Origin of the sequence: Corallococcus carmarthensis, assembly GCF_003611695.1 — a bacterium.
GTDB classification, from domain to species: Bacteria; Myxococcota; Myxococcia; order Myxococcales; family Myxococcaceae; genus Corallococcus; species Corallococcus carmarthensis.
In genome coordinates this window covers 127,900-143,946 of the sequence record NZ_RAWE01000002.1, presented here as the reverse complement: position 1 = coordinate 143,946, position 16,047 = coordinate 127,900, and the positions used below count along the sequence as shown (strand labels likewise).

The 16,047-nt window shown below is 67.2% G+C and carries 16 protein-coding genes, 2 tRNA genes and 1 pseudogene; 13 read left to right on the top strand and 6 right to left on the bottom strand.

Annotated features, from left to right (window positions below; genetic code table 11):
- Positions 1-7: 7 nt before the first annotated feature.
- A complete protein-coding gene (locus D7X32_RS01290) occupies positions 8-1,027 on the bottom strand; it encodes a lipase family protein (protein ID WP_120600644.1) in 1,020 nt (339 codons plus the stop codon).
- Positions 1,028-1,372: 345 nt separating this feature from the next.
- On the opposite strand from D7X32_RS01290, the gene D7X32_RS01285 reads away from it, so the two are divergent.
- A complete protein-coding gene (locus D7X32_RS01285) occupies positions 1,373-1,786 on the top strand; it encodes a hypothetical protein (RefSeq protein WP_120600643.1) in 414 nt (137 codons plus the stop codon).
- A 77-nt stretch (positions 1,787-1,863) separates the two neighbouring features.
- Here D7X32_RS01285 and D7X32_RS01280 read toward each other — a convergent pair whose 3' ends face one another.
- The 4 genes from D7X32_RS01280 to D7X32_RS01265 all read right to left on the bottom strand — a co-directional run bounded on the left by D7X32_RS01280 (position 1,864) and on the right by D7X32_RS01265 (position 5,223).
- Positions 1,864-2,127: a hypothetical protein gene (locus D7X32_RS01280; protein ID WP_120600642.1), complete on the bottom strand. Its 264-nt coding sequence runs from the start codon at positions 2,125-2,127 to the stop codon at positions 1,864-1,866.
- Between the two features lie 142 nt (positions 2,128-2,269).
- The gene (locus tag D7X32_RS01275) at positions 2,270-3,301 is read right to left on the bottom strand and encodes a hypothetical protein (RefSeq protein ID WP_120600641.1); all 1,032 of its coding nucleotides are present in this window, start codon (positions 3,299-3,301) and stop codon (positions 2,270-2,272) included.
- 128 nt (positions 3,302-3,429) lie between these two features.
- The gene (locus D7X32_RS01270) at positions 3,430-4,068 is read right to left on the bottom strand and encodes a cysteine hydrolase family protein (protein ID WP_244238794.1); all 639 of its coding nucleotides are present in this window, start codon (positions 4,066-4,068) and stop codon (positions 3,430-3,432) included.
- A 57-nt stretch (positions 4,069-4,125) separates the two neighbouring features.
- Positions 4,126-5,223 carry a vWA domain-containing protein gene (locus D7X32_RS01265; protein ID WP_120600640.1) on the bottom strand — a complete coding sequence of 366 codons (1,098 nt, stop codon included), beginning with the start codon at positions 5,221-5,223 and terminating at the stop codon, positions 4,126-4,128.
- Positions 5,224-5,411: 188 nt separating this feature from the next.
- Here D7X32_RS01265 and D7X32_RS01260 point away from each other — a divergent pair, with 188 nt between their 5' ends.
- The 9 genes from D7X32_RS01260 to D7X32_RS01210 all read left to right on the top strand — a co-directional run bounded on the left by D7X32_RS01260 (position 5,412) and on the right by D7X32_RS01210 (position 12,434).
- Complete coding sequence (locus D7X32_RS01260) at positions 5,412-6,650, top strand: styrene monooxygenase/indole monooxygenase family protein (protein ID WP_120600639.1); 1,239 nt, start codon at positions 5,412-5,414, stop codon at positions 6,648-6,650.
- A gap of 90 nt (positions 6,651-6,740) precedes the next feature.
- The gene (locus tag D7X32_RS46130; RefSeq protein WP_208752270.1) at positions 6,741-8,738 is read left to right on the top strand and encodes an AHH domain-containing protein; all 1,998 of its coding nucleotides are present in this window, start codon (positions 6,741-6,743) and stop codon (positions 8,736-8,738) included.
- On the top strand, positions 8,735-9,382 hold the full coding sequence (locus tag D7X32_RS46125; RefSeq protein ID WP_171446018.1) for a hypothetical protein: 648 nt from the start codon (positions 8,735-8,737) through the stop codon (positions 9,380-9,382). The genes D7X32_RS46130 and D7X32_RS46125 overlap by 4 nt, the downstream gene beginning before the upstream one ends.
- Positions 9,383-9,461: 79 nt before the next feature.
- Positions 9,462-9,878 carry a hypothetical protein gene (locus tag D7X32_RS01235; protein WP_147449964.1) on the top strand — a complete coding sequence of 139 codons (417 nt, stop codon included), beginning with the start codon at positions 9,462-9,464 and terminating at the stop codon, positions 9,876-9,878.
- A 26-nt stretch (positions 9,879-9,904) separates the two neighbouring features.
- Positions 9,905-10,648: a hypothetical protein gene (locus D7X32_RS01230; protein ID WP_244238793.1), complete on the top strand. Its 744-nt coding sequence runs from the start codon at positions 9,905-9,907 to the stop codon at positions 10,646-10,648.
- A 74-nt stretch (positions 10,649-10,722) separates the two neighbouring features.
- Entirely contained in the window at positions 10,723-11,352 is a 630-nt protein-coding gene (locus D7X32_RS01225; protein WP_120600636.1) for a hypothetical protein, read from the top strand.
- Positions 11,353-11,410: 58 nt separating this feature from the next.
- Positions 11,411-11,998, top strand: a complete 588-nt coding sequence (locus D7X32_RS01220) for an NIF family HAD-type phosphatase (protein ID WP_120600635.1) — start codon at positions 11,411-11,413, stop codon at positions 11,996-11,998.
- A 263-nt stretch (positions 11,999-12,261) separates the two neighbouring features.
- Positions 12,262-12,337, top strand: a tRNA-Pro gene (locus tag D7X32_RS01215).
- A gap of 22 nt (positions 12,338-12,359) precedes the next feature.
- Positions 12,360-12,434 (top strand) — tRNA-Leu (locus D7X32_RS01210).
- Between the two features lie 16 nt (positions 12,435-12,450).
- On the opposite strand, the pseudogene D7X32_RS01205 reads toward D7X32_RS01210, so the two are convergent.
- Positions 12,451-13,044 (bottom strand): annotated as a pseudogene (locus tag D7X32_RS01205) (tyrosine-type recombinase/integrase); the annotation flags it as partial.
- Between the two features lie 400 nt (positions 13,045-13,444).
- Between D7X32_RS01205 and D7X32_RS01200 the strand changes: the two are divergent.
- The 3 genes from D7X32_RS01200 (at position 13,445) to D7X32_RS46440 (ending at position 15,983) form a co-directional block, all read left to right on the top strand.
- Positions 13,445-14,161, top strand: coding sequence for a hypothetical protein (locus tag D7X32_RS01200; protein ID WP_120600633.1), 717 nt, complete (start codon positions 13,445-13,447; stop codon positions 14,159-14,161).
- Between the two features lie 152 nt (positions 14,162-14,313).
- A complete protein-coding gene (locus tag D7X32_RS01195) occupies positions 14,314-15,231 on the top strand; it encodes a DUF6310 domain-containing protein (RefSeq protein WP_120600632.1) in 918 nt (305 codons plus the stop codon).
- Positions 15,228-15,983 (top strand): DUF5953 family protein, encoded by a 756-nt coding sequence (locus tag D7X32_RS46440; protein WP_120600670.1) that lies wholly within the window; start codon positions 15,228-15,230, stop codon positions 15,981-15,983. The genes D7X32_RS01195 and D7X32_RS46440 overlap by 4 nt, the downstream gene beginning before the upstream one ends.
- Positions 15,984-16,047 lie beyond the last annotated feature (64 nt).

The window sequence follows — 16,047 nt, the reverse complement described above, 5'->3', positions numbered from 1 at the left end:
GCGGTCCCTACTTCAACGCCACCTGACGGCTCGGCGGCTGTGCCACCGGGCGCTGTGGCAGGGCCTTCACGGACGCCTTCGCGCTCGCCACGGCGTCCGAGGTGGGCGCCACGCTGGTGTCCTGCAGCGGATTGCCCAGGCTGTCCGTGTAGACGCCATCCGAGAAGGGGCCCACGTAGAGCTGGGGCGACGCGGGCAGCGCCTGCGTGAGCACGGTGAGGTAGTTGTCCATCTCGTGCCGGATGGTCGCCTCCTGCGTGGTCGTGCTCCCGAGCGTGTTGTAGAAGAGCACGTCGAACTCCACGCCCACCTGCGCGTAGTTCGGCGCCATCCACGACGGCGGCAGCGTGGGCACCACGTCGTACTGGTTGACCACGCGCACCGTCGCCGGGTTCGTGACGTACTGGGCGTAGGCCGTCCCCCACGAATCCGCGAGCCCCGCCTTCGGTGCCGCGAACGTGACGGTGATGACGCTCAGCGACGACTGGCTCACCGCCAGGTCCAGCGCCAGGAGCTCCGCCAGGCCCCCGCCCAGGCTGTGGCCCGTCACGTAGAGCGTCTGGATGTTGTTCCCCTTCAGCCACGCGAACACCTGTGCCTGCAGCGACACCGGCACGCTGGTGCTCGTGCCCGTGTAGATGCCCCAGAAGCCGCTGTGCACCTGCGGCACCGGGGACAGCGCCGTACCGGAGAACGGCACGAAGGACGTGGTGGCGTACTGCTCGTCCGCGCTCGTGTCCGCCGCCGTCACGGTCCCGCGCAGCGCCAGCATCGCCGTGCTCGAATCCGCGTCGGAGGTGAACCACAGGCCAAACGCCTCCGCGACGCCGCCCTTCTGCGGCACCCACGCCGTGAGGTTGTCCGCCTGCGTCCAGCCCGAAGGCACGGAGTAGTCCTTGCCGTTGAAGGCGGAGTAGGCCGCGACCACGCCCTGCCCCATGCCCAGCACCTGGGTCGCGTTCAGTTCGGGCTCGGGCGGCGTGGACAGCGGCTGCGGACGGACGGAGGCAACGGTCGAGGTCGTCATGTGCAACTCCCAGTGAGATGCGGCGGTTGCCTGACCCTGATTGCAGCGCCCATGCCGCACGCCCCTCCCTCGGAAGACCTCGCGGAGAGGGTGTCCTCGCGCGTTTTCGACGCGTCGACCGACACGTCGTCCCGAACACCCGCGCGCCTGATGACTGGAAACATCAGCGCGTGACGGCAGTCACCAGGATGGCTGCCGTTGGCGAGGACGGCGCCACTGGCATTTCAAACAAGATCAACGACTTGCGCGCACCCTGCCGGGGCCGGGGCGTTGGCACATCGGCTGCTATGTGTGTCCTCGTCGCTGAACGCAACACTCACTCCCCTTCCTGAAAAGAGCTCTGCCATGGCCGTCTCCTCCGTTCGCAGCAGCCCCTCCTCCTTCCGTTCCCCCGTGCAGGACTCCGCTGCCTCGCGCCCCACCAGCGCTCCGGGCGCCGTGGGTTCTCCCGCCTCCGCCCAGAAGCCGGGCGGCAAGGGCTCCGACCTGATGTCGGCCCTGAAGACGGACGGCTTCGACGTCGGCGGCATCGGCGGCAAGGCCGCGGAGCTGGGCAAGGTGCTGGAGGGCGTCGCCTCCGTGCTGGGCAGCATCGCCCAGCTGGTGCAGGGCATCACCCAGGGCGTGCAGGGTGTCACCGAGGGCGTGAAGGGCGTCGCGGGGGCCGTGGGTGGCGCCGCGACCGGCGCGCTGTCCCTGGCCCAGTCGCCGCTGCAGGACCTGACGGCCGGCATGAGCCAGGCGCCGAGCCTGGAGTAGCCTGAAGCACCGAAGAAAAGAGGCGTGACGGCGATGAGCCGTCACGCCTCGTTGTCGTCACGTTACGGCCGGACGACCTAGCACTCGTTGATGTACTGCTGGAACGTCGACGTCCTGCCCCAGCTCTCCCACCAGCCGCAGTGACAACCCCGGCCGCCAATCTGCTCCGAGTAGCTGGCGTCCTTGAAGTACATGATCAACGAGTCCGGGCTGCCGGAACAGTCGGGGATCGTCGCCTCCTGCGATGCCAGGTCGGGCCCCTCCTCCTGCTCGACGGGCGCGCCACAGCCCACCGCCATCAACGCCATCGCTGCCAGACCACCGACAATGCTCGCTCGCATGCGCCGTCCTCCGTCAGGGTTGCGGCGGAAAGGCTAACAAGCTCCAGCATTGCTTGGAACACGCGCAAGCCCGGCCCTCTGCGTCACGCCTGCCGACGCATGGCATCATGAGCGGCCCGGGCCCGCGCGGTGTGTCACCGCGCTACTCGATGGTGGCGACCTTGTCGTCCTTGCCGAACTTCACGCGCACCTTGGCCGTCTTCGACTTCCAGTAGGTCCAGGTGGTGGAGTTGAACGACGGCGTCTCATGCGGAGGCGGAGGGCCCCACGCCATGCGCACGGCCTCGCGGCTCATGCCGGGCTCCACCTCCGACGCGGAGACCTTCTTGCGGTCGTCCGGCGACAGCGCCTCCAGCTTGCCGGCCTGGTCCTCCGGCGCGAACGCGGTCTGGAACAGCTTCCAGGTGTCCGAACCCGAGCGCGAGTCGTTCTCGAACGCGAGCTCCGCGCCGGTCTCCACGACCTTGAACTTCACGGAGGACGAGCCCTTGTCCAGGACCTCGACCTTCGCGTTGAACGGGATGATGGGGCCCTTGAGGTAGTTCACCCAGGACACGGTGCCGTCGTCGAAATGGAAGTTCGCGGTCGCGTGGTAGACGGTCTTCTCCACCGGAGGCGCCGGAGCGGGAGCCGGCGCGGGCTCGTCGCCAATCTGCACGACCTTGCCGTCCGGGCCGAAGACGACCTCGAACGTGGAGAACTTCGAGTTCCAGTACGTCCAGCGGCTGCCCTGGATTGACGGCGTGCGGTGCGGCGGCGGCGGACCGGCCGTCAGCAGCACGGCCTCGCGCGACATGCCCCGGGCCAGCTCTCCGGCGCGGACCTGCTTCTGCTCCTCGGGCGTCAGCGCGGCGATGCGCGGGGCGGGGTCCTGCTCGGCGAAGAAGCCCGCGAACAGCACGTTGATGGGCTTGCCCAGGCTCCGGTGCGTCACGAACCGGAACTCGACGCCCGACTCGACGACCTTGCAGCGCACTTCATCATTGTCCCGCTCGAGGACCGCGACCTTCGCGCCCACGGGGATGGCCACGCCCTTGCCGCGGTAGTTCACCGCGGAGAGCTGGTTCTTGTTGAGCAGGAAGGTGGCCTGGGCGAACAGCACCTCCGCCCGAGCACTCATCGCCGTCATCAACCCCAGCGCGAACAACGCGCCGAGAACATTCTTTCGATACACGCAAAACCCCCTCGGGTAGGCAACGGCGCGTTTGTAGTGGTGTCCCACGCACGGCCGCAAGGGGGTTCGCCGCGCCTTCGGAGCGCGCCACCGGGGCGGGCCGAGACCCGCGCCCGGTCCACCCCGCCCTACGCCTTGAGCATGCCGATGACTTCCGACGACGGCATGGGGCGCGAGAACATGGGGAAGTCGTACTTGAGCGCGTTCTTGTGCTCTTCCGCCGAGGTGGCGGCGGCGCAGTCCGTGAGGGTGATGACGTCGAAGCCGTGCTCGTACGCGGTGCGCATCGTCGACTCGACACAGCAGTTGGTGAGGAAGCCGCCAATCACCACCGTCTTGATGCCCTTGCTGCGCAGGATGAAGTCCAGGTTGGTGCTGGCGAAGGTGTCCAGACCGCGCTTGCCTTCAATCACGATGTCGCCCTTCTGCGGCGCCAGCGCGTCGATGATCTGCGCGCCCCAGCTCCCCTTCACGAACGCCTTCCCGTCCACCACGCCCTTCAGGATGCCGTAGGGGTGCCGGGTCAGCTCGCCGTAGCCCTCGGCGAAGGTGATGGGCGCGTGCATCACCGTCACGCCCTTCGCCCGGGCCGCCCGCACCACCGCGAGCGTGTTCTCCAGCATCCCCGTCTCGGCCATCACGCCCTTCACCGCCGGGTGCAGCACCCCGCCCTCGGTGGCGAACTCGTTCTGGTACTCAATCAACAACACAGCGGTGGTCGAAGGGTCGAGCGACATGGCGGACTCCGGGGTGAAGGGCCGGACCATTCCGGGCTTCCGCCATGTTTGTCAGCCATTGCGACAGGCCGTCAAGCCATCCTCTGCTCAGGCCGCGGCGCTGCCGCGCGCGCCGTCCCAGTCCTCCACTTCGTAGAGGAACTTCGTGCCGCCCTTGAGCTTCCGGTTGGCGGACGTGCTCTGGACGAAGACGACGTACTTCTCCAGGCTCGCGGGCCGGATGCGCACCGTCTCTCCCGGCGGCAGGCCCAGCATCTCCCGCGCGCGCTCGCCGCTGTAGAGGTCGCCGGACTTGCGGTCCATCAGCACCACCTCCTTGCGGCCCTGGATGGTCTCCGTCTTGGTGAACTCGTAGAAGCCGCGTCCCGTCTTGAAGCCCAGGCCGTTCTCCGTGACGAACTCCTTGATGGCGCTGTCCGCATCCACCTCCAGCACCTGGAAGCGCCCCGGCGGCACCGACCGAAGGTCCGTCTCGCCGAAGAGCGTGGACGAGGCCCGCTTGAGCATCGTGTTGAACATCGCGTTCAGGCCGCGGTTCATGCGGCCCTCGCGGGACACCTCCGCCTCATACTCCTGGAGCTGCGCGTCCGAGGACTGCTTGTAGCAGACGGCCAGCAGCATGTCGGTGATGTGCGCGAACTGATCCAGGCTCAGGTGGAAGCCGCCCGACTTCTCCGCCAGCTCCTTGTAGAACGACGTCGCGTGACGGCGGTTCAGCGCCTGGACGCCATACACGGGCACGCCCATGGCCCCCAGCGTGGACACCTCCTTGCGCCAGTCCAGCTTCTTCGGGTTGTGCTGGGGCGCGTGCGGCACGTCATCGCCAATGAGCACGAACGCCTTCGTGTAGCCCTTCGTCCAGGACAGGCCCTGGGCCTCGTGCAGCACCAGCTCGTAGCACTCGGGCGCGTCTCCGCCACCCGTCTGGCCCACCTTCTCCACGAAGCGGGTGATGGCCTTGGCGTCGTCGGTGAGGTCCAGCGCCTTGGTCACGTAGGTGGAGCCCGCGTCACAGTAGTCCCCGTGCGCGATGATGCCGATGCGGATGCCCGGAATCTCCTTCGTCAGCCGGGCCACGGCGGCCCCCAGCTTCTTCCGCACCTGCGCGAGACACGGATACATGCTGCCCGTGGTGTCAAAGCTGAAGACGACCTCGACGCGGTTATCAATCACAGACACGGCCATGACGTACTCCCCCTCGTTCGTTTCTCGCTGCGACGGGAAGAACAGTACTCGCGGGGTCTGACATGAAAGGGGGCTCCCGGCGTCGGATTCCGGGCGGCCTCGTACCTCCGTGCGTTGCCAGGACCGGGGGTTCGCTACGTAGTGCCCTGGCGGGGTGTCAGACCCCCGCGAACCACCCAGGGGGCACCATGAGGAACATCGGCATCATTGGAGCGGGCCAGGCGGGCCTGCAGCTCGGCTTCGGCCTGCTGGAGCAGGGCTACGCCGTCACCGTCTACTCGGACCGCACGCCCGAGCAGCTCTTCAACGCCCGGATCGCCGCGACCACCTACCTCTTCGGCCGCGCCTACCAGTACGAGCAGGAGCTGGGGCTCGACTTCTGGCAGGGCCCGGGGGAGTACGCCCGGGGTGGGGACCTGGACGTCTGCGCGGCGCCCGGCCAGCGGGTGCTCCGGGTCCAGGGGCGCATCCTCCATCCGGGCAAGTCCCTGGACCTGCGGGCGAAGTACTCACGCTGGCTCGCGGAGTTCGAGCGGCGCGGCGGCACCGTGGTGGTGCGGGACGTGGACGTGGACGGCCTGGAGGCGCTCGTCCCGGAGCATGACCTGGTGGTCGTGACGACGGGCCGCAACAGCTTCACCCGGCTGTTCGAACGGGACGCCGGGCGCAGCGTCCACACGCAGCCGCAGCGCAACCTCGCGGCAATGATTGTCACCGGCATGAAGCCGCTGCACGAGACGCCCTACCCCGCGCTCAAGTTCATCCTGGCGGCGGGCCACGGCGAGTACTTCTCCATGCCGTACTTCGACCGCATCCGGGGTCCGCTGAGCTGCCTCCTGCTGGAGGCCATCCCCGGCCAGGGAATGGACCGCTTCGGCGGCGTGAGCACCGCGCGGGAAGCCATGGAGCGGATGAAGGAGGTGCTGCGCGAATTCTCACCCTGGGTGGCGGAGCGGCTGGAGGGCGCCTCCATCGTGGACGAGTCCTCCTGGCTCACGGGCGCGTTCACGCCCACGGTGCGCAAGCCGGTGGGCAGGCTGCCTTCGGGCCGGGTGGTGATGGGGATGGGGGATGTCGTCCTGCTCAACGACCCCATCGCGGGCCAGGGGCTCAACAGCGCGTCGAAGCAGGCGCATGCGATGACAAAGGCCATCCTCGCGCACGGTGACCAGCCCTTCAGTCCGGACTGGATGGAGCAGACCTTCGAGCACTTCTGGCGGACGGAAGGCCAATACATCACCGCCTTCACCAACCTGCTGCTCCAGCCGCCTCCTCCCCACGTGCTGCGCTACCTGGGGGCGGCCTCGGCGGTGTCGACGCTGGCCGACACGTTCTTCGACAACTTCGGAGAGCCTCAACGCTTCTGGCCCTGGATTGCCAGCCCCTCCGAAACAGAGGCCCGCATCCAGCAGGCGTCCGCCGCGTAGCGGATGTAAGTCTTTGTCATTCTCACCTGGCCAGTTCTTCACTCCCTGTCCAGGTGGCAGAATCCTGTCAGTCCCGAGACAGGGGTGAACATGACGATTCAATTCGGGTTCATCGACCAGAGTGATGGCGCCAACCTGCGGACGCTTCCCGCGATGATGACGGGCTCCACCTGCCTGACCCAGGCGCCCCTGCCTCCGGGCACCCGGGTGACCGTCATCCGTGACCACGCCCAGGCCCCTGGCTGGTCCTACGTGTCGACCCTGGTGGGGGGCTATCTGCTGCAAGGCTATATGCAGACCCTGCGCATCACGACCGAACTGCCGGAGCCCGCGGCGACCCTCTACCAGGTCCGTCCAGGGGACCGGCTGGAGCCCATCGCCGCGCGCATCTACCGGCAGGCCATCCAGCCGGGACGCGACCTGCGCTTCTACGAGAATGTCATCCATCACGTGAACACGAAGGGTGGCCGCAAGGGGGTCCAGCGCATCGACGGTGACGTCCGGCTGGTCGCGGGCGAGCGCATCTGGCTGGTGAGCATCGCCTTCGCCAACCAGCTCCAGGGAATCGTGTCGAGCGGCTCCATCACCCACGAGGCGATGGCCAAGGCGCGCCGGGCCGCCCTGCACCTGGAGGACGTCATCTCCTCCGTGAAACAGGCGGACCTGTACTTCGGCGAGGTCGCCGGCCAGTACGGCCAGGCCATCAAGGAGCACTGGCTGGAGATCTCCGCCATGGTCGTGGGTTTCATCGCCGCGGAGGCGCTGTCCACCTTCCTGGCGGCGACCCCCACGGGGGTGGGGCAGCTGGCGGCGGCGCTCATCCAGTTGGGCCTGGCGGCGTTCGGCGCCTATGGCCTCGTCGAGGCCGGAGGGGAAGCCCTGAAGCACGCGCAGCTGTGGCTCACCCAGGCGTGGGAGGCCAACGGCTCCCCGGAGAAACTCAAGGAGGCCAGCAAGTCCTTCCTCCGGATGCTGGTGAGCATCGCGATGGCCGCGCTGGCGCTGATGGGCGCGAAGACCAACGCGGGACGTGGGCTCAAGCTGATGACGTCCGTGAAGATCACCCCACCCCGCATCTACATGATGGCGGCGGCGGGTCCCGGCGGGGCCTACGCGGGCGTCCCCGTGTTCCAACCGGGTGCCATCACCGCCGCCCCCGCCGTCCCGCTGCCCTTCAATCCCTCGGGACTCGGCACGCCGCTGATGTCGAAGGCCGTCAAGGAAGGCGGGAGCTCCAGACCGGACACCGAGCCCACCCTGACCGAGCGCACGGTCGGCGACGCCGAGTTGGAGAAGCTGCTGGAGAAGCTTCCCAACTGGGAGAAGCTCAAGGACTTCGTCGGACGCCGCATCCCGAAGGAGGGGACGCCGGAGTTCAATGCGTTCAAGCAGGAGCTCCAGTCCGCGGGCTACCGCCTGGAGAAGCTGAGCAATGGCCCCCAGCCCTATCGCCTGCGCCGTCCGGACGGAAAGGCCCTGGGCGACGAATTCGGGGCGCTCACGGTGACCGAGGACGGGCTGGTGGTGCTCAAGGTCGGCAAGGGCACGCCCCGCCTCAGCGTCTTCACCCGCTACCGGAAGAACTATTTGGATTGGGTGGAGAAGACCCAGGGACCGGCGGCGCGGGCGGCGGCGGAGGTCCGGCTCTCCGCCGGCCATCCCATGCACCACCTCATCCCCGACGCGGTCGCCCAGAGCCACCCGTTGATCCGCACGGCCATGGAGCGGCTCAAGGGTTATACGATTGACCGGGGGTCGAACATCCTCGACATGCATTCCGGCATCAACGTGGAGGGACAGCTCATCCACTCGGGCAGCCACCCGATCTACAGCAAGTTCGTGGAGGCCCGGCTGGACGCAGCCAGGAAAAAACTGCTCATGACGGGCCCCTCCTCCAGTTGGACGCCCAAGATCATCGAGGACGCGATCCTCAAGGTCGAGAACGAGCTTCGACAGGTCATCCAATCCGGCAACCTGAAGGAGCCGGTGATCAAGGTGATCCAGGAGCAGCGCGGCGGTAAGGTGCTCACGGGGAAGAAGCTGGCCTTGCTGGAGCTGTCCTCTCACGGGGAGTCACACACCGCATGATGTATGCATTGACGGCTGACGTCTCCCACTTCGAGGAGGAAGGTGTCTATGACGCCAAGATCATCGAGTTCGACGGCTTCGAGGACGTGACGTTCTTCGACCCCAGCATCGACTATCAGCGCCAGCAGGGCGCGCCCGGGGTCATCGAGTTCGTCGGCAACCTGGAGAACGCCGCCCGGCTCGACCACCTGAGCACCGCGCCCCTGGGGTGGACGCTCCTCTCCCGGCGCATGGTGCGCGTGCTCGAAGCGGTGGGCCGGTTCCCCCACCGCCTCATCCCCACGGTCATCTACTCGGAACACATCAGGCACCTCGTGCGTGACCGGTTCACCCGGCAGCGGACCTGGTATTCGGTGACGGACCCGGCGCTGAAGAACGAGGACTTCGTCATCCTCCAGTTGCTGGAGCAGACCGACTGCCTCGACCGGGAGCACACCCTCGTGAAGGGCGTGCCCTTCCATGAGTGCGGCGAAGAGTTCCTGGGCCCGGAGGAAGCCGAGCCCCTCGTGCTCCGCCCGCCACCCGGAGGCTTTCCTCCCGTGTTCTCCGTCCCCGAACTGGTCTTCTACTGCTTCACCGAGGAGGCGCGGCAGGCGTGTGAGCAGGCGGGACTGAAGGGGCTGTGGTGGCACCCCCAGCCTTGAGCCCGGACGTCCCCACCCCAGGCTGGCTTTGGGTGCCGACCTGCTCCCTTTAGGATGACATCCTCATGGGGAACGCAACTTGAGTGGCGAGGGCTCACGGCCGGTCGCGGCGGTGCTGGTGGGGCTGACGAACTTCCGGCTGGGACGCATCCTGCTGTGGATCACCACGGTGTTCCTGGGGCTGATGGCGCTCGTGCCGGGCCCGGACAGCGGCACCCTGTGGCGAATGGCCGCCATTCCGGGAGTGCTCGCCCTGATAGGGACGGGCACGGCGTGGTGGAAGGAGCGCCAGAGCTCCCGGTCCAGCCCCATCCCGTGGCTGCTGCCCAGGCTGGCCGTGGGGGCCGTGCTCTTCGGCGCCGCCGCGCTCCTGATGTGGTGGCGGCGCCGGCGTGAGCTGAAGGCCGATGTGCCGGTATCGCCGCCCTCCGCCGAACAGGTGGACCAGTGGGCCACGGCTGAGCTGGGCCTTGCGTCCGTGGAGCGCTCGTCATGAGTCACGCGGCGTTGAAGGAAAGGGCCGTGGACGCTGCACCTCCGCGTGAGTCCACGGGGAGCATCGTCCGCGCGGGCTTGCGAAGCCTCGTCGCCATGGTGCCCGCGTTGCTGGGCTCCGGCGTGAAGGGCGCACTGAAGGGCTTCTTCGTCTTCGGGTGCTTCGGCCTGGCGCTGGCCGGTACCTTCTTTCTCGCGCCACGTTGGACGGGCGCGGCCCCGACGCCCGCCTGGTTGAACGTCCTGAGCTTCATGCTCACGCCATTGGCCCTGGCCATCGCCGGAGGCTCCGTGTGGCTGCTCCACGGGGTCAGCTCGCGGCTCTCGAGTGAGGTCCGGGCACGAGGGCTGATGGGCTATGCGTACGCCATCCTCAAGCCCGCGACGCTGCAGGTCGCCCGGCGGCTGCGCGGGGCCGGCACGCCCAGTCGCGCGGAGCTCACGCGGGCCATCGAGCAGTCGGTGGCGGAGCGCATGCGGGAGCCCGAGGAGGTGCGCGAATCCGCCTCCTCCCGCGCCGGATGGTTGGAGGGCTTTCTCATGGACCAGTCCCGCCGGGTGCTGGGGCTCATCGCCCTGCGCGCGGTGCTGACGTCGCCGGACATGACTTCCGCGGTGCGCGAGCTGGAGCTGCTGGCCATCGACCAGCTGGAGGGAGTGTTGGAGGAGACGCTGGAGGACCTGTTCTTCCTCCAGATGGTGCTCACGCTGGGCGCGGGCATCCTCGTCGCCGCGGTGCCCACGCTCCTGCTGCTCTTCCTGCCCCGCTGACGGGGAGCGGGGACCCGCCGGCCTCTGCTAGCCTCCTGCCGTCCCGCCAGGGTGGGACAGGAGGCGACGCCGGGATGGACTCACTGGACGCGCGCATGGAGCGGCTGGAAGGCCGGCTCCGAAGGTGGCAGGGCCTCACCCTCGCGGCCTTCGTACTGGCCGGGGTGGGGCTGGGAACCGCGGCCCTGCGTGATGAAACGCCGCCGCAGCACGCGGGGGAGCTGGTCGCCTCCCGGCTGGTGCTCAAGGACGCCAGGGGCCGCACCCGGGCCAGCCTGGAAGCGAACCGCCAGGGTGGCGCGGCGCTGGTGTTGAACGACAGCGAGGGCCGTCCCAGGGCCCTGCTGGGCGTGGGCGAGGACGACTCGCCCCGGTTGCGCTTCTCCACGGCGGAAGGCGAGTCGCTGGCGGAGCTGATGGTGTTCTCGGACGAGGCGCCGCGCCTGACGTTGTCCAAGTCCGGCGGCGCGGAGCTGTTCTCCGTGGGGCTCCAGGTGGATGGCTCGTCGCGGCTGGAGCTGGCGGACGTGACGGGGAGGCCCCGGGCCATCCTGGGCGCGGACGAGGAGGGCTCGCCCGGGCTGCTCCTGGTGGACCGTCGAGGACAGGCCCGCGTGGAGCTGCGCGTGGGCAGCTCCGACGAGGCGAGCCTCGTGCTGGAAGGCCGCAATGGCCAGGTGTTCCGAGCGCCCGGCGTGCAGTGACGCCGCGTCGTCATTCCAGTGAGCCGCCGGACGTCGTCACGGGCAGGGAGGCACACCGGTGACGGCGCCCACGGACCGCATCCTGTTGATCCTGGACCTGGATGAGACCCTGGTCCACGCGAGCGAGAAGCCCCTGACCCGGGAGGCGGACTTCCAGGTCCTGGGGCACTTCGTCCACCTGCGTCCGAACCTGGAGCCCTTCCTGCGGGAGTGCGCCTCGCGGTTCCGGCTCGCCATCTGGTCGGCGGGGACCGACCCCTACGTGGCGGCGATCGTGAAGCGCATCGTCCCGCCGGAGCTCGAGCTGGACTTCGTCTGGGGGCGGAGCCGGTGCACGTACGCGCTCGACCGGGCCAGCGTCCAGCGGGACGGGTACCTCGACCCGCATGCGCACTACGACTGGGTCAAGAAGCTGCGCAAGCTGAAGCGGCGGGGCTACCAGTTGGAGCGCGTGCTGATGGTCGACGACAGCCCGGCGAAGTGCGTCCACAACCACGGCAACGCCATCTACGTCCGCGAGTACGAAGGCCAGGCGCACGACACGGAGCTGCTCGACCTGGGCCGGTATCTGGCGACGCTCGCGGGCGTGGAGAATGTCCGGTGCATCGAGAAGCGGAACTGGCGCAAACAGCTGTGTCAGGACTGATTTTCCGCCGCGTCACTCTCCCCAAGAAAGGAGTGATGCCCATGACGAAGCGCGACGAGCTGAACCCGAAGCCACCCACCGACATGGACCCCACTCCGGACAGCCTGGACCTGGCCATCGCCTCGTTCCGCGGCAGTCCACCCGGCACCTGACCCACGCCGCCACCCGGTAACCCCGGGACGGGCATGGACAGAGGCCGGGCTCCCGAGGGGGGACCCGGCCTCAGTCATGTCCGGGTCCTCCCTCGAGGGCGCAAACCCCATCGGGATGTAGCTCAGTCTGGTCAAGAGCGTGCGCCTCGGGCGCGCAAGGTCGCTGGTTCGAATCCAGTCATCCCGACTTCACATCAAAGACAAACCCCGCCGGGGTAGCCCAACTTGGTAGAGGCGCCGCGCTCAGAACGCGGAGGTTGCGGGTTCGAATCCCGCCTTCGGCACTGTTTCGCCCTGTATTTACGAGTGGTTGGCGGCGCCCTCCCCGCGTGTCGCACGTATGTCGCACGCCGGAGCGAGCGGACGGTCCAGGACGTTGACCGCTGACCTCCGGCTGTCAGGGCTCAGGTGGGCGTAGCGCATCGTCATTTCGATGGTGGCGTGCCCCATCAGCTCCTGAATCACCTTCAGCGGAACCCCGTTCATCGCAAGGTGGCTCCCGTAGGTGTGCCGCAGGTCGTGCCAGCCGATTTGCCCCACGGCGCGGGCGATGCCTGCATCCCGAAGGGTACGGCGAAGAGGCCCGGCCATTCGGCCTGGGGTGAGGTGTTCTCCATTCTTTTGGCAGAACACGAAGCGGCCCCGCAGGTGCCGGTGAGACTTGAGGGCATCCACCACCGACGCAGGCAGTTCAACTGACCGCTCACGCCCACCCTTCGGCAAGCCCTCAACCCCACGCCAGATGGTTCGGCGGACGTGAAGCGTGCCGCGCGGCAGGTCCAGATCGTTCCATTGGAGCCCGACCAGTTCGCCCTGCCGAAGCCCTGCTTTGACGGCTACCAGCAGCACGGGGCGCCACTCCGGATCAGCCGCGGAGACAAGTCGCTCGGCCTCCACGCGTGATCATCTTTCACCTTGGTTGTTGGGAGGACGGGCAGTGCGCGATGTTGCGCCGCTCTCAATCTCTAAATGGGTGCGGATTCCGGCCGTGGTTCAGGCCGCGCGCTTCGGGACTGGCGAGCGTCAAGGGCTGCTCATGTCAAAATCGCGTTCCCCAAAACTCCTAAACGCGCGTACCTCATACAGCGTTCAAGCCGCGGAGGATCTCCAGACTTCTCGTCGACCGTCATCGCCTCACATGGCAGACTCATCATTCATGGGAACGTGGCTGAACGTGGCCTTCATTCAGTGTGCGGATATAGCTCGGGTAGAGAGAGAACTCTCACGCTTGTTGGTGGAAGGAGGGCGGCGCCTGACAACACCCAAGCCGCGCACTCGGGAACGGCACGACCGCATGCAGTACGGGCTGGGTGACGAGGTGCAGCGCTGGGGTCTGGCGGGTTTTCACGGGGCCCCTGGATGGACCGTCTTGCGCACCGCCCCTTTCGAACTCCTGATGCAGGGAACCCCGCCGCTGCTCGCACGCCTCTCCTCGCGCCTGGGCGTGTCCGCTTTTCAGTACAACATCTATGACAGCACCCCAGAGTTCCTGATGGAGGCGGATGCCGACGGGCGCGTCGAACTCTCGGGATTCGTCGGTCAAGAAATAACGCGCTATTGGAACAGCGAACCGCCGATGGATCGTTTGCAGACACAGTTTCGTATCATCGATCCATCCGCAGTGGCCGCATGGGCAGAGTCGGCCATGCCGGAGGCGCGTGTTACCGGATGGCTCTACCTCTCCCGCGCCAATTCCCCCCTGACGGACTTCGACAAGCTTTGGGAGTCACAGCGGGCGGAGCTCGTGCGATGGCTCGGCCAGCTTGGCATCCGAATCGACCCCGAGAGCCATGAGTGGCGGGTACATCCCGCGCACATTGTTCGCCGGCTCGCTCAAGCTGGCAGCGCGTTTCTTCCCGCTGAAGAGTGCGTAGAGCCGGCCATCAAGACTGTATTTGGCGGACCGAACGCCAAGCACTGCGACAACCTCTTTCTCGTGGAGACACTCGTCCCCCATGCACCCATGCCCGTCGATGGGTTCGTGTTGTACGCGGAAGCGAGCAGCAAGTAGGCGTGGGCGCTTCATGACCGCTGGTGCGCTCCGGGCCATGCCGCCACGCTTCAGCGCCCTCATGATATCCATGGTATTCGTCGATGCTGGCATACTCCACATGCGTCCAGCATTGCCCCGCAGCTCGCTGGCTCGCCTGAAAGGACGTGACCATGCGACTCCGCGCCTGCGCCGCACTCCTACTCTTCCTCTCGGCTTGCGCCACGTCGGCACCGAGCCCAGCAGAGCGCGCGTCCCGGAACCCGAGGATCGCCAATCTCCAGCGTGCGGCGGTGCTGCCGTGGACTGACGGGGGACGGTGCGTCGTCCGTGAGGCTTCCCAGGCTTGGCCTGTGCTGGTGGAGACGTGCTATCGGACTCTCGACCATGACCGGCTCGAGTTCCATGACACCATGGGAAGATGCACGGTCGCGTCCGCTGATGCCGCAGCCGTGGGACTCGGGTTCTGCGTGCTGGCGGCTCCTGAGATTGCCGTGGGCGCCGTGATCGTGCTTGGAGTGGTGGTGGTCGGCGTCGCCATCAAAGAAGCGCTGGACGCGTATGAACTGCGGCACGCCTACCCCGAGGAAGCAGGGACCTCGCGAGGAACGAAGGTGGCATCCCGGGAAGCGGAAGCGCAACGCAAGCCCAGGTTGAAGCCCGAGCCAGCGGGGCAAGACTGGCAGCCCCCGGTGCCACCTGTGCCCGTAGACCGGACGGGGCGCGCCAGTTGCGAACCTGTTCCGGTGCCCCACGCGGGCGAGGATGACCCACACAATGAATGTGCCGACAAATTCCCACCCAACCGTTACCCCGGGATGGACGTGCTCGTTGGCGGTGTGCGCTTCGATGCGCTGCAAGTCGGCGTGCGCGTGCTGTGGGAGATCAAGACGCATCAATTCGACACATACTCCAAATTCATCCGGAGGCGGGAGATCGAGAAAGAGCTGGCGCAGATAGAAAAGGAGCAAGACGCGGCGGCGGCATGCGGATATGGCTACGTGATTGGGGTGAGTACCCAAGCGCACAAGGACGCGTTGCTTGAAGCAGATCCCCTACTTGATGTCGTCGTCACAGGGTGCAAACGATGACCACGCCTGATTCCCTCACCCTAATCGTTTACGCGCCCGCACTCGTGGGCAACGATGGCCGCACGCTGGATGTCATCCATGGGATGGAAAAGGCACTTCCCGGTTTGCGCCTGGCGTGGCACATCCCCGAGAGCGGCCCCCTCATTGCGTTGCCGCATCGCGACGCATGGCTCGCGGAAATGACGCAAGACGGGAAATTCCCCCTTTTGTGCAACGGGGATGAGAGCTACCCCGTGACGATTTCGGGAAGGGGCAGGTCGGGGCGACTTAGCCCGGGTAGACAAGCGCGGCTTGAAGTGCATGCGGAAATACCACTGGACGCACCCGCGATCGCGGCAGCGGCGGCTGTGCTTGAGGCTGTGGCCGAGGGCTCTCACGCGTACTGGGGGCATGTTTCGCCATACGGTTACGGCTCGGAGGTCGCACAGCAGTTTCGCCGTTCGCCTCATGGACCGGAGCGCTCACCCCGTGGGCTTCCCATGCTCAACCTTCCAGAGAAGCTCCCCACGCCTGCGACTCCCTGGTTCCTTGGGTGGCTGAACTATTGGTCTGCCGCCACAGCGAAGACCATCGGGTTCCCGGATCCTGCTCGCGATGCCGAGTTGCTCACGCGGGCGCGGCGTACGGCGTCGAATGGGTGGGTTGTGCAGCTCACGGATGAGCCGCTCGCATACGACAACCCCGCTCACCTGGATGCACTCAAGCGGACCTACGAGCGGTTCCCCGAGCTCGGCGGACGTGCAGCGCCTTGACTCGATTCAGGATCTCGGGATGCCGCTCCGCCTGTAGGAAAGAGACCCACTGCGCGGGCGTCCG

What these genes read in the sequence shown, in the direction of transcription:
- D7X32_RS01290 (WP_120600644.1), bottom strand. Translation starts at nt 1,027, where the DNA reads ATGACGACCTCGACCGTTGCCTCCGTCCGTCCGCAGCCGCTGTCCACG.
- D7X32_RS01285 (WP_120600643.1), top strand. Translation starts at nt 1,373, where the DNA reads ATGGCCGTCTCCTCCGTTCGCAGCAGCCCCTCCTCCTTCCGTTCCCCC.
- D7X32_RS46130 (WP_208752270.1), top strand. Translation starts at nt 6,741, where the DNA reads ATGACGATTCAATTCGGGTTCATCGACCAGAGTGATGGCGCCAACCTG.
- D7X32_RS01195 (WP_120600632.1), top strand. Translation starts at nt 14,314, where the DNA reads ATGCGACTCCGCGCCTGCGCCGCACTCCTACTCTTCCTCTCGGCTTGC.
- D7X32_RS01265 (WP_120600640.1), bottom strand. Translation starts at nt 5,223, where the DNA reads ATGGCCGTGTCTGTGATTGATAACCGCGTCGAGGTCGTCTTCAGCTTT.
- D7X32_RS01225 (WP_120600636.1), top strand. Translation starts at nt 10,723, where the DNA reads ATGGACTCACTGGACGCGCGCATGGAGCGGCTGGAAGGCCGGCTCCGA.
- D7X32_RS46440 (WP_120600670.1), top strand. Translation starts at nt 15,228, where the DNA reads ATGACCACGCCTGATTCCCTCACCCTAATCGTTTACGCGCCCGCACTC.
- D7X32_RS01280 (WP_120600642.1), bottom strand. Translation starts at nt 2,127, where the DNA reads ATGCGAGCGAGCATTGTCGGTGGTCTGGCAGCGATGGCGTTGATGGCG.
- D7X32_RS01260 (WP_120600639.1), top strand. Translation starts at nt 5,412, where the DNA reads ATGAGGAACATCGGCATCATTGGAGCGGGCCAGGCGGGCCTGCAGCTC.
- D7X32_RS01200 (WP_120600633.1), top strand. Translation starts at nt 13,445, where the DNA reads ATGCAGTACGGGCTGGGTGACGAGGTGCAGCGCTGGGGTCTGGCGGGT.
- D7X32_RS01270 (WP_244238794.1), bottom strand. Translation starts at nt 4,068, where the DNA reads ATGGTCCGGCCCTTCACCCCGGAGTCCGCCATGTCGCTCGACCCTTCG.
- D7X32_RS46125 (WP_171446018.1), top strand. Translation starts at nt 8,735, where the DNA reads ATGATGTATGCATTGACGGCTGACGTCTCCCACTTCGAGGAGGAAGGT.